The sequence below is a fragment of the Ralstonia sp. PBBBR1 genome, from assembly GCF_002256165.1.
Lineage (GTDB): Bacteria > Pseudomonadota > Gammaproteobacteria > Burkholderiales > Burkholderiaceae > Ralstonia > Ralstonia thomasii.
This window is the reverse complement of the sequence record NZ_NKIL01000009.1, coordinates 66,319-77,706: the sequence shown is the minus strand read 5'-3', so window position 1 is coordinate 77,706 and position 11,388 is coordinate 66,319. Positions and strand designations below refer to the sequence as shown.

Sequence of the window (11,388 nt, the reverse complement as noted above, 5' to 3'; positions counted from 1 at the left end):
ACAAGAATGAAAAAGCTGCTTGCGATTTTCGCCTTGGCCGGTCTCGTGTTTGCCGCGCCCGTGATGGCCAATGAGGGCGGCGTGCCGCTCGATCCGGCGCCCAACCAGTCCAGCGACACGTCTGCGCTGCAGCGCGGCGCCAAGCTGTTCGTCAACTACTGCCTGAACTGCCACGGCGCGAGCGCCATGCGCTACAACCGCCTGCGCGACATCGGTTTGAGCGAGGAGCAGATCAAGCAGAACCTGCTGTTCTCGTCGGACAAGGTCGGCGACACGATGCACATCGCCATGGACCGCGAGGACGCAAAGAAGTGGTTTGGCGCCGTACCGCCGGACCTTTCGGTGATCGCCCGCGCGCGCGGCAGCGACTGGCTCTACACCTACCTGCGCACGTTCTACCGTGACGACACGCGTCCGACCGGCTGGAACAACCTGGTCTTCGACAAGGTCGGCATGCCGCATGTGCTGTGGGAGCTGCAAGGCCAGCAAGTGGCGAAGTACGCCGAAGTGAAGTCCGAGCACGGCGAGGCCGAGAAGAAGCTCGTCGGCCTTGAGGTGTCGGTCCCCGGCAAGATGAACAAGGTCGAATATGACCAGGCGGTGGCCGACCTGGTCAGCTATTTGGACTGGATGGCTGAGCCCGCCGGCAACTTGCGCAAACGTCTCGGCGTCTGGGTACTGTTGTTCATTGGCGTGTTCTTCGTGCTGGCCTGGCGCCTGAATGCGGCCTATTGGAAGGACATCAAGTAAAATCCGTGTTTTCCGGGCAAGGGCTAGGCCGGTGGAGAACTGGCTCTAGCCCTTTGCCTTTTCGCTTTTTGTGCCGTGGCGATGTCATTTGTCGTCACGGTTGTACCGTCATCGGGCCGCCCCCGGCCCATGCGCCAAGGAACTACAACCATGATGGTCTTGTACTCGGGCACCACTTGCCCGTTCTCGCAGCGTTGCCGCCTCGTCCTGTTCGAAAAGGGCATGGATTTCGAGATTCGCGACGTCGATCTCTTCAACAAGCCGGAAGATATCGCGGTGATGAACCCGTACGGCCAGGTGCCCATCCTGGTTGAACGCGACCTGATTCTGTACGAGTCGAACATCATCAATGAGTACATCGACGAGCGCTTCCCGCACCCGCAGCTGATGCCGGCCGATCCGGTGCAGCGCGCCCGCGCCCGCCTGTTCCTGTTCAACTTCGAGAAGGAACTGTTCACGCACGTCTCCGTGCTCGAGAACGAAAAGGGCAAGGCCGCCGAGAAGAATCACGAGAAGGCACGTGCGGCCATCCGCGATCGCCTTACGCAGCTGGCTCCGATCTTCCTGAAGAACAAGTACATGCTGGGCGAAGAGTTCTCGATGCTCGACGTGGCGATTGCGCCGCTGCTGTGGCGCCTGGACCACTACGGCATTGAAGTCTCGAAGAACGCCGCCCCGCTGATGAAATACGCTGAGCGTATCTTTAGCCGTCCGGCGTATATTGAAGCGCTGACGCCGTCGGAAAAGGTCATGCGCCGCTGATTGCCGCCGGGTCGCGCCGCGCTCGGGTCGAGCCTGCGCGCGGCCGCGCCCAACGGTCACTGATTTCATCATGTCGGAAACTTCCACCAAGCCCTATCTGATCCGTGCAATCTACGAATGGTGCACGGACAACGGCTTCACGCCGTACATCGCTGTCTTCGTCGACAACAGTACCAACGTGCCACGCGAGTTCGTCAAGAACGACGAGATCGTGCTGAACGTGAGCTTTGACGCGACCAGCCAGCTCGACATGGGCAACGAGTGGATCACGTTCCACGCACGCTTCTCGGGCGTGTCTCGCAAGATCGAGGTGCCGATCGAAAACGTGCTTGCCGTGTATGCGCGCGAGAACGGGCAGGGTATGGCATTCCCGGTGGAACGCAGCACGCCGACGGTGCAGGCCGCGACCGAACGCGAGAACAATCCGCCGCCCAAGCTGGCCGCAGTGGACTCCGAATCCATGCCTGCGCCGGTCCCTGCCGAAGCCGAAACTGGCCCGGAAGACGACCCGACACCGCCGAATGTGCCGCGCATCGGTGGCAAGCCTGCGCTAAAGGTCGTCAAGTAACGCGTGTTAGGTTAGAATCGCGCTTCTTTGCCGGCTTAGCTCATCTGGTAGAGCAGTTGATTTGTAATCATCAGGTGGCGGGTTCGAGTCCTGCAGCCGGCACCAGCATCACGAGAACGGCCTCCCTTGCGGAGGCCGTTTTCTTTTGGCGAGCGCGTTCAGGCTGCTACGCGTGCGTTTCCTCTCCAAGATGCACGCCCAGCGGCGCTTGGTATCCATGCTCGCGCACGCATGCGTTCCTTCACGGTCACCGTTTCGCGATCGGCGTGGATTCTGCCGAGTGCTACCGAGTCCCGATCGCCCGCGATTCAGCCTCGCAACGCTCAACCGCGCCGCACCCAGACGACCTTGCCGCCCCGGATGCCCAGGTTGCGGCGTTCTTCGCGGTAGTCCATGGTGCCGGGCAGGGCCTTGCCATCGCGCTCGCTGACGCGCCAGAGGCAACCGTTGAGCAGGGCTGTGGCGTCCTGTTCGGATTTGCCGATCAGGGCGTCGTCGGGAGCGGCGGTCGCCTTGCACGTGGTGGCGGGTGGGGTGTGTTCGGTCATCTTGGATTCGCCCGCCTTCCCGGCTTGTTCTAATCCGGCCGTCGAGCAGCCGGCCATACCGGCGATTGCCGCAATCGTGGTGATTAGCGTTGCCAAGCGCGTCATACAAGGTCCGTCTGATGTCGTTGTGGAGAGCGCGCCCAAGTGACGCGCTCAAGCGTGACGGCAGTGTACCGATACCGGCTTGCGAGGCGCCTTGCGTCCGGAGTGTTGCCGCTGCGCAATGGCTTCGCGCGCGCCCCAAGAAAACGCTTGCCGCAGTCAACGAGACTTTGTTACTCTGCGCCCCGTCATAGTTACGGAGACCATCTCCATGGACAGTTGTTCTAGTCGATCTTCGATCGCACCTTGAACGGCTAGACAGTCTCGGCGCACCGTCTTCGCGCCTTCCCGCTGCCTAGCCGTATTGCACGGCGGGCGGTGGCTCTTGCGTGGGTTCTCTGCGCAAGCCTCTTCCTGAACTCGATTGTTGTTCGCCGGTACGGCCATGTAGCCGCGCATTTGCGTGCGCGTCGCATTGGGAGGTCCGTGTCCGGTCGTTGCCTACGTTCGTCACAGAAGCGAACGAGGGGGGCCTCATGCTGTTTGCTTCCATCGTCAAATCCGTCCGGAAGGCAGTACGCGCACTTATCTCGCTGGTGCGCGCCGCTGCTGCGGGCTGCCGTCCGCCCATTTTTGCTGCCATGGTGCTGCTATGGGTTTCTGCCCAGGCTGCCGATGCTGCAGAGGCGCTTGCATCGGTGCCGGCTGCCGCGACGCCGCTCATTGCCGGAGGCGAGCTCGGCGATCGCTTCGGTTTTCACGGTCAATCCACCTGGGTCTGGCAGGCCAAACCTGCGTTCAAGTCGCCGTATAGCGGTAACAACAGCCTGACGGCGGACCGGGCGACCAGTTACTCCTTCAGCACCACGCTCGATCTCGGCATGCGGTTGTGGAGGGGCGCCGAGTTCCACTTCAACCCAGAAGTCGTGATGGGCAAGGCATTCTCCGATCTGCACGGGCTGGGCGGCCCAACCAACGGGGAACTGGCCAAGGTCACGGGCACCGACCCGACGCTCTATCGCGCTCGCGTGTTCCTGCGCCAGACCTGGGGTCTGGGTGGCGACACCGAAAAGGTCGATGCCGACTTCAACCAGTTCGCCGACGTGGTGGACAAGCGTCGCGTGGTACTCACCGTGGGCAATTTGCCCGTGCTCGACGTGTTCGATGCGGTGGAGTACGCGCACGATCCGCGCACGCAGTTCCTAAACTGGTCGTTCATGACGCATCCGTCGTTCGACTATGCTGCGGATGCGCGCGGCTACAGCTGGGGGATTGCGCTGGAGTACACCGATAGCGAGCTCGGCTGGGCCGTGCGCGCGGGCCGCTTCCTGCAGCCGGTGGAGTCCAACGGCTTGCCGCTCGACACGCGTTTTCTCAAGCACTACGGCGACATGCTCGAACTGGAGAAGAGCTTCACGCTGTTCGGCCAGGAGGGCAAAGTGCGCCTACTCGGATGGCGAAACTTCGCACGCATGGGCCGCTTTGACGATGCCATTGCGCTCGGTCAAGCCACTGCGGGCCAGCCCGATTTGAGTCTGGTTCGGCGTGAGCACGCCAAGGTCGGCCTGGGTTTGTCCTTCGAGCAAAAGGTGGGTGAAAACTTGGGCCTCTTTACCCGATTGAACTGGTCGGATGATAAGACCGAGACCTATGCTTTTACGGAAGCGGGGCGCAACGTGTCGTTTGGCGGCTTGCTCAAGGGCGCGTCGTGGGGGCGTCCGGACGATGTGCTGGGGGCGGCCTTTTCGCTCAACATGCTGGGCCCGGACCATCGCGCCTATTTGGCCGCAGGCGGCAACGGCGCGTTCCTGGGCGATAGCGCCTTGAACTACGGCCACGAACGCATACTCGAAGTGTTTTACAGCTTTCAACCAGTCAAGGGCATCATGCTCAGCCCCGATTTTCAGTTAATCCAGAACCCCGGCTACAACCGGGACCGCGGGCCTGCCAAGTTCTTCGGCCTGCGCGTCCACGCCGAGTTCTAACCGTAGGAGGACCCATATGGACAGTCCGAGTCGACCTTACCCGACATTTACATCGGTATCCCACTAGGCGAGTCCGCCGCACGGTTTTCCCCTGCTGCTGACTTGCCGCCCAGGCAAGGCAGCGGTATCTGCATCGCTCCTTGATCGTTTCGACCATGCCGCCGCGTGTGTGTACAACGCGTGCGGAGATTGCTGCGTGCCGCGCGTATGCGCACGCGGCGAGGAGTGTGTCATGCGCAAATTCAATATTCCCGCCCGTCGTTTCTCGACGATCGCACTGCCGTTCAGCTCGGTGTTCGTGCAGCCGCGCGTTGCTGCACCTGCGCGCCCCGACGCCGTGCCCGTGACCTCCAACCGCCGGGCAGGCGATGGCGGTCAGCCGCTTTCCAACCACGGTTACGCGGCGGCGGCTGTGCGCCTGTCGCGCACGTACTGGTAATCCAACAACACAAAAAAAGGAGGTCGACATGACCCAATTCGCTTCGGGCATCGACGCACCGCCACGTCATGCCGCACTCGACGACGCTCATGTGGACGACATCCGCGGCGCGCTCGGCACCATCGCGCATCACGATACGGGCGCTCGTAACAGCTGGCGCGCGCGTCTGCGGACGCTACTCGCCATCCTCGGGCCCGGCCTGATCGTGATGGTCGGCGACAACGACGCCGGCGCGTTCGGCACGTACACGCAAGCCGGGCAGAACTACGGCACCACGCTGCTGTGGACGCTGTTGTTGCTCATCCCCGTGCTGTACGTGAACCAGGAGATGGTGCTGCGCCTGGGCGCCGTCACGCGCGTTGGCCATGCGCGGTTGATCTTTGCCCGCTTCGGCAGGTTCTGGGGCAGCTTCTCTGTCATCGATCTGTTTCTGGTGAACGCGCTGACGCTCGTGACAGAGTTCATCGGTATCAGCCTGGCGCTGGAGTACCTCGGCATCCCTAGACACTGGGGCGTGTGTGCGGCGGCGGCGCTGGTGATGCTGGCTGCCTCCACCGGCGACTTCCGCCGCTTCGAGCGCTTTGCGCTGGCGCTGGTGGCCGGCAGTCTCACGCTCATTCCCGTGTTCGTGATGGTCCATCCGCCAATTGGGCAGGTGGCACGCGACTTCTTTGTGCCCGCGCTACCGGCCGGCGCACCGCTAGCGGAGGTCATGCTGCTGATCATCGCCATCGTCGGGACGACCGTGGCGCCGTGGCAATTGTTCTTCCAACAGAGCTACGTGATCGACAAGCGCATCACCGCCCGTTTCATCCGCTATGAACGCGCGGATCTGTGGCTGGGCATCGTCCTCGTGATTGCCGGCGCGGTGGCGATGATCGCCTTCAGCGCCCAGGCCTTTCACGGTTCGCCAGAGTTCGGAAACTACACCGATGCGCTCGGCACGGCGCACGGTCTGGAGCGCCACTCGGGCCGCTGGGCCGGTGTGCTGTTCGCGATTGCGCTGCTGGATGCCAGCATCATCGGCGCCTGTGCGGTGTCGTTGTCGACCGCGTATGCGATCGGCGACGTGTTTGCCGTGCGGCACTCGCTGCATCGCAAGCCGACGGAAGCCAAGGGCTTCTACGCGATCTACTTCGGGCTGACCTTGCTGGCCGCAGGATTGGTGCTGACGCCCGGCGTGCCGCTCGGTTTGTTGACCAATGCAGTGCAATCGCTGGCCGGCGTGCTGCTGCCAAGCGCGACAGTGTTCCTGCTGCTTTTGTGCAACGACAAGGCCGTGCTGGGCCCGTGGACGAACGGCCGCGCGATGAATCTCTTCACCGGCGGTGTGGTGGCGGTGCTGGTGATGCTCTCCGTCATCCTGACGGCGGCTGTGTTGTTTCCGGGGATCGGAGAATTCGAGATCGGCGCCATCCTGATCGGCGGTTCGCTCATCGCCGTGGTCATGTCGCTGGTGCTATGGCGCATCGAGCGACGCGGGCACCGGCCGCACCATCCACAGCGTGTGAGCGTGCTGGATCGCAATCACTGGACGATGCCGCCGCTCGAGCAGCTCACGCCTGCCCGTTGGACGCCGCTCAAGCGCACGTGGATGTTTGTGCTGCGCGGCTACCTCGTGGTGGCTGCGGGGCTGGTGCTGGTACGGATTGCCGGGTTGCTCGCCCAATGAGGCTGTAGGGAAAAGCGCAGGGAGGCCGCTTCGGCGGCCTCTCCAAGATGAGAATTGTTCTTATTATCAGCTCAACCTTCGGGCGCACATTTGGTGACGACGTCGGCTGCGCGCCACTGTGGCTGATTGTCGCAGTGCAACAACAGGCACTTTCGATTGGCTTACCCGCAAAGCCACGTAAACCCTAGCCTTGCGGCTAGGAAATCACTTGTCAATCGACGTCGTTTTCTAGTTGCCTGAGCGGATAGCGCGATCCAAAGCGCCGTCTGGCGGTAAGATCGCGCCCGCATTCCACTTCCAACCGCGCTCCCCCAACGGGCGCATGACGCAGTGCCTGCTCCGACCTTTCACGCCCCCGATCTGTCGTCCGCCGCTTTGTGCGACGCGGCGAAGTTCGACCTCGCCTATGCCCGGCATGAGCGAAGCCCACCTCGCCAACTGAGGGCGTTGGGTTCAGCTTCTCCCTGACCGGCGCCTGATGTGATCGAAGATCCGCTGCCGCACCTCAGCTGTATTCGGGGCGCCGGTAGTTCGGTCTTCTCTCATTTCCCGCGTTTTTCCCCTTGTGGCCGCTGTCTGGGCTGCTGGGCTCCCGTGATGTTGGTGCGCATCGCCGGCGCAATTGTGCAAGACATGAAGAACACACTCGTTCCACATATGAAGCGGCTCCTCGCCGCAAGCCTCCCGCTCCTGCTTGCGGGCTGCAACCTGACGGTCCTGGACCCGAAGGGGATGATTGCGGCTGAAGAAAAGACGCTGATCCTGGTGGCGACCGGCCTGATGCTGCTGGTCGTCATTCCCGTGATCGTGCTGACGCTGGTGTTTGCGTGGAAGTACCGCGCGTCCAACACCAAGGCTCGCTACGAGCCCGACTGGTCGCACTCCAACGCCATCGAGGCCGTGGTGTGGCTGATCCCGTGCCTGATCATCATCGTGTTGGGCGTGATCACCTACAAGTCCACGCACGCGCTCGATCCGTACAAGCCGATCGAATCGGATGTGAAGCCCATCACGGTCGAGGCTGTCTCGCTCGACTGGAAGTGGCTGTTCATCTATCCGGAACTGAAGATCGCGACGGTCAACCAGCTCGCATTCCCGGCCAACACCCCGATCAACTTCAAGATCACGTCCGACACGGTGATGAACGCGTTCTTCATCCCGCAGCTCGGCAGCCAGGTGTACGCCATGGCGGGCATGCAGACCAAGCTGCACCTGATCGCCAACGAGACCGGCGTGTTTGACGGCATGTCGTCGAACTACAGCGGCTCGGGCTTCACCGGCATGAAGTTCAAGGCCACGGCCATGACGAACGAAGAGTTCGACGCCTGGGTCAAGCAGGTACGCGCTTCGTCGCAGAACCTGACCAAGGAAGGCTACGCCGAGCTGACCAAGCCGAGCGAAAAGGTGCCGCCGGCGGCGTATGCATCGGTCGACCCGTCGCTGTATCACAGCATCCTGCACAAATACATGGACAAGATGGGCGAAGGGGAGAAAGTCCTGACGCTCGACGAGGCGCTCGAAGGCGCCAACTGCACGACGGCCACGGCTGAGGCGGCAACGCGTCCGCTGCCGGTGCAGTCCGCCCTGCCTGCGCCCAAGAGCGCGGCCAAGAATTCCTAGGAGTTGACGATGTTTGGCAAGTTGAGTCTGGAGGCCATTCCGCTGCACGAGCCCATCGTGGTCGTGACGGTGTCGGCCATTCTGCTGGGTGGCGCGGGCCTGTTCGGCCTGATCACCTATCTCAAGAAGTGGACCTACCTCTGGAATGAGTGGATCACCTCGGTCGATCACAAGAAGATCGGCGTGATGTACTGCATTCTGGCCATCGTGATGCTGCTGCGCGGCTTTGCCGACGCCATCATGATGCGCTCGCAACTGGCGGTTGCCTCGGGCGGCGGTGCCGGCTATCTGCCGCCTGAGCACTACGACCAGATCTTCACCGCGCACGGCGTGATCATGATTTTCTTCATGGCCATGCCGCTCATGACGGGCCTGATCAATCTGATCGTGCCGCTGCAGATTGGCGCGCGCGACGTGGCATTCCCGTTCCTGAACACGCTGTCGTTCTGGCTGGCGGCTGCAGGTGTGGTGCTGATCAACGTGTCGCTGGGCGTGGGCGAATTCGCTCGCACCGGCTGGCTGGCGTACCCGCCGCTGTCGGAGCTGGCCTACAGCCCGGGCGTGGGGGTCGATTACTACATCTGGGCCTTGCAGATATCGGGCCTCGGGACATTGCTGACCGGCGTGAACTTCGTTGCGACCATCTTCAAGATGCGCGCGCCGGGCATGACGCTGATGCGCATGCCGATCTTCACCTGGACCGCCCTGTGCGCCAACATCCTCATCGTGGCTGCCTTCCCGGTGCTGACCGTGGCGCTGGCGCTGCTGGGTGCTGATCGCTACCTCGACATGCACTTCTTCACGAACGATGGCGGTGGTAACGCCATGCTGTACGTGAACCTGATCTGGATCTGGGGCCACCCCGAGGTGTACATCCTGATCCTGCCGGCGTTCGGCATGTTCTCGGAAATCGTCTCGACGTTCTCGCGCAAGAAGCTGTTCGGCTACACGTCGATGGTGTGGGCGACGGCCGGTATCACCGTGCTGTCGTTCCTGGTGTGGCTGCACCACTTCTTCACCATGGGCTCGGGTGCGAACGTCAACGCGTTCTTCGGTATCGCGACGATGATCATCTCGATCCCGACGGGCGTGAAGATCTTCAACTGGCTGTTCACGATGTACCGCGGCCGCGTCGAGCTGAACTCGATGATGCTGTGGACGATCGGCTTCATGATCACCTTCGTGATCGGCGGGATGACCGGCGTGCTGCTGGCTGTGCCGGGCGCCGACTTCCTGCTGCACAACAGCCTGTTCCTGATCGCTCACTTCCACAACACCATCATCGGTGGCGTGGTGTTCGGTTACCTGGCTGGTATCACCTACTGGTTCCCGAAGGCCTTCGGCTTCAAGCTGGACGAGAAGTGGGGCAAGCGCGCCTTCTGGTGCTGGTTCGTGGGCTTCTACACCGCCTTCATGCCGCTGTACGTGCTCGGCTTCATGGGCATGACGCGTCGTCTGAACCATACCGACAACCCGGCATGGCAGCCGTGGCTGATCGTCGCCGTGATCGGCGCCGCGATCATCGCCTGCGGCATCGCTTCGCAGCTCATCCAGATCTTCGTGAGCGTCCGCAACCGTCATGCGCTGGCCGACCTGACGGGCGATCCGTGGGGCGGTCGCACGCTGGAGTGGGCGACGTCGTCGCCGCCGGCGCACTACAACTTCGCCCGTGTGCCGGTCATCCGTGACATCGACGCCTTTGCCGACATGAAGGCGCGCGGCGAGGTGCTGACGCAGGCCGCACCGAGCTACGAGAAGATCCACATGCCGAAGAACACCGGCGCCGGCTTCTTCATCGGCATGTTCTCGATCGTGATGGGCTTCGCGCTGATCTGGCACATCTGGTGGATGGCCGTGCTGGGTCTGGTCGGCATGATCGGCAGCTTCATCCTCCGCAGCAACAACGACGACATCGATTACTACGTGCCCGCTCACGAGGTTCACGAGACCGAGTCGGCCTACTTCCAACGTATCGGTTCGCAGGCTTAAACCATGGCTTCCAATGTTCTAGACGGTCACGCCGCGCACGGTCACGCGCACGGCCACGACCACGCGCATGACCATGCGCACCACCACGATGCTGCAGACACCAAGGTCTTCGGCTTCTGGGTGTACCTGATGAGCGACTTGATCATCTTCGCGTCGCTGTTTGCCACGTTCTGCGTCCTGCGCGGTGCGACGGCCGGCGGCCCGACTGGCAAGGAACTCTTCGATCTGTCGTACGTGGCGATCGAAACCGGCATCCTGCTGGTGTCGTCCATCACCTACGGCATGGTGATGATCAGCCTGCAGAACGGCCGCAAGGATCAAGTGATGCTGTGGCTGGGCATCACGCTGCTGCTGGGCGCCGCGTTCGTCGGCATGGAAATCAACGAGTTCCACCATCTGATCGCAGAAGGCGCCGGCCCGAGCCGCAGCGCATTCCTGTCGTCGTTCTTCCTGCTGGTCGGCACGCACGGCCTGCACGTGGCGAGCGGCATGCTGTGGATCATCGTCCTGATGTGGCAGATCGGTGCCAAAGGCCTGACTCCGACCCAATCGACTCGACTGTCGTGCCTGAGCCTGTTCTGGCACTTCTTGGACGTGGTGTGGATCGGTGTGTTTACCGTCGTCTATCTGCTGGGAGCGATGTAATGGAACAGACCAACGCAACATCCGCCATCGCCCACGGCGAGGATCACGGTCATGCAGCCGGCGGCGCCGGCCATGCCACCGTCAAGGGCTACCTGATCGGCTTCGTGCTGGCGGTGATCCTGACGGCCATCCCGTTCAAGATGGTGATGGACGGCGGCTACTCGCACCAGACGGTGCTGGTAACGGTGATGGCTCTGGCGGTCGTGCAGATCGTCGTACACCTGATCTATTTCCTGCACCTGGATGGCTCGTCTGCCCAGCGCTGGAACGTGATGGCCTTCCTGTTCACGCTGCTGATCCTGGCGATCGTCGTTGTCGGCTCGCTGTGGGTCATGCATAACATGAACGCCAACATGATGACGATGTAA

The 11,388-nt window shown here is 62.3% G+C and carries 11 protein-coding genes and 1 tRNA gene; 11 read left to right on the top strand and 1 reads right to left on the bottom strand.

Annotated features, from left to right (window positions below; genetic code table 11):
- Positions 1-6: 6 nt before the first annotated feature.
- The 4 genes from CFE42_RS17550 (at position 7) to CFE42_RS17535 (ending at position 2,185) form a co-directional block, all read left to right on the top strand.
- Positions 7-750 (top strand): cytochrome c1, encoded by a 744-nt coding sequence (locus CFE42_RS17550; RefSeq protein WP_004634646.1) that lies wholly within the window; start codon positions 7-9, stop codon positions 748-750.
- A gap of 150 nt (positions 751-900) precedes the next feature.
- A complete protein-coding gene (locus tag CFE42_RS17545; protein ID WP_004634649.1) occupies positions 901-1,512 on the top strand; it encodes a glutathione S-transferase N-terminal domain-containing protein in 612 nt (203 codons plus the stop codon).
- A gap of 70 nt (positions 1,513-1,582) precedes the next feature.
- On the top strand, positions 1,583-2,080 hold the full coding sequence (locus CFE42_RS17540) for a ClpXP protease specificity-enhancing factor (RefSeq protein WP_004634651.1): 498 nt from the start codon (positions 1,583-1,585) through the stop codon (positions 2,078-2,080).
- Between the two features lie 29 nt (positions 2,081-2,109).
- Positions 2,110-2,185 (top strand) — tRNA-Thr (locus CFE42_RS17535).
- Positions 2,186-2,403: 218 nt separating this feature from the next.
- Here the strand turns inward: CFE42_RS17535 and CFE42_RS17530 are convergent.
- The gene (locus CFE42_RS17530; RefSeq protein ID WP_238563841.1) at positions 2,404-2,628 is read right to left on the bottom strand and encodes a hypothetical protein; all 225 of its coding nucleotides are present in this window, start codon (positions 2,626-2,628) and stop codon (positions 2,404-2,406) included.
- Positions 2,629-3,206: 578 nt separating this feature from the next.
- On the opposite strand from CFE42_RS17530, the gene CFE42_RS17525 reads away from it, so the two are divergent.
- The 7 genes from CFE42_RS17525 (at position 3,207) to CFE42_RS17495 (ending at position 11,388) form a co-directional block, all read left to right on the top strand.
- Entirely contained in the window at positions 3,207-4,655 is a 1,449-nt protein-coding gene (locus tag CFE42_RS17525; protein ID WP_004634656.1) for a carbohydrate porin, read from the top strand.
- A 232-nt stretch (positions 4,656-4,887) separates the two neighbouring features.
- Positions 4,888-5,094, top strand: coding sequence for a hypothetical protein (locus CFE42_RS17520; protein ID WP_004634658.1), 207 nt, complete (start codon positions 4,888-4,890; stop codon positions 5,092-5,094).
- Positions 5,095-5,122: 28 nt separating this feature from the next.
- Positions 5,123-6,766, top strand: a complete 1,644-nt coding sequence (locus CFE42_RS17515; protein ID WP_004634661.1) for an Nramp family divalent metal transporter — start codon at positions 5,123-5,125, stop codon at positions 6,764-6,766.
- Positions 6,767-7,399: 633 nt separating this feature from the next.
- The gene (gene cyoA, locus CFE42_RS17510; protein WP_080633399.1) at positions 7,400-8,386 is read left to right on the top strand and encodes a ubiquinol oxidase subunit II; all 987 of its coding nucleotides are present in this window, start codon (positions 7,400-7,402) and stop codon (positions 8,384-8,386) included.
- A 9-nt stretch (positions 8,387-8,395) separates the two neighbouring features.
- Entirely contained in the window at positions 8,396-10,375 is a 1,980-nt protein-coding gene (gene cyoB, locus CFE42_RS17505; protein ID WP_004634665.1) for a cytochrome o ubiquinol oxidase subunit I, read from the top strand.
- A 3-nt stretch (positions 10,376-10,378) separates the two neighbouring features.
- Positions 10,379-11,020, top strand: coding sequence for a cytochrome o ubiquinol oxidase subunit III (gene cyoC, locus CFE42_RS17500; protein ID WP_004634666.1), 642 nt, complete (start codon positions 10,379-10,381; stop codon positions 11,018-11,020).
- The gene (locus CFE42_RS17495; protein ID WP_004634669.1) at positions 11,020-11,388 is read left to right on the top strand and encodes a cytochrome o ubiquinol oxidase subunit IV; all 369 of its coding nucleotides are present in this window, start codon (positions 11,020-11,022) and stop codon (positions 11,386-11,388) included. The genes cyoC and CFE42_RS17495 overlap by 1 nt, the downstream gene beginning before the upstream one ends.

What these genes read in the sequence shown, in the direction of transcription:
- CFE42_RS17550 (WP_004634646.1), top strand. Translation starts at nt 7, where the DNA reads ATGAAAAAGCTGCTTGCGATTTTCGCCTTGGCCGGTCTCGTGTTTGCC.
- CFE42_RS17545 (WP_004634649.1), top strand. Translation starts at nt 901, where the DNA reads ATGATGGTCTTGTACTCGGGCACCACTTGCCCGTTCTCGCAGCGTTGC.
- CFE42_RS17540 (WP_004634651.1), top strand. Translation starts at nt 1,583, where the DNA reads ATGTCGGAAACTTCCACCAAGCCCTATCTGATCCGTGCAATCTACGAA.
- CFE42_RS17530 (WP_238563841.1), bottom strand. Translation starts at nt 2,628, where the DNA reads ATGACCGAACACACCCCACCCGCCACCACGTGCAAGGCGACCGCCGCT.
- CFE42_RS17525 (WP_004634656.1), top strand. Translation starts at nt 3,207, where the DNA reads ATGCTGTTTGCTTCCATCGTCAAATCCGTCCGGAAGGCAGTACGCGCA.
- CFE42_RS17520 (WP_004634658.1), top strand. Translation starts at nt 4,888, where the DNA reads ATGCGCAAATTCAATATTCCCGCCCGTCGTTTCTCGACGATCGCACTG.
- CFE42_RS17515 (WP_004634661.1), top strand. Translation starts at nt 5,123, where the DNA reads ATGACCCAATTCGCTTCGGGCATCGACGCACCGCCACGTCATGCCGCA.
- cyoA (WP_080633399.1), top strand. Translation starts at nt 7,400, where the DNA reads ATGAAGAACACACTCGTTCCACATATGAAGCGGCTCCTCGCCGCAAGC.
- cyoB (WP_004634665.1), top strand. Translation starts at nt 8,396, where the DNA reads ATGTTTGGCAAGTTGAGTCTGGAGGCCATTCCGCTGCACGAGCCCATC.
- cyoC (WP_004634666.1), top strand. Translation starts at nt 10,379, where the DNA reads ATGGCTTCCAATGTTCTAGACGGTCACGCCGCGCACGGTCACGCGCAC.
- CFE42_RS17495 (WP_004634669.1), top strand. Translation starts at nt 11,020, where the DNA reads ATGGAACAGACCAACGCAACATCCGCCATCGCCCACGGCGAGGATCAC.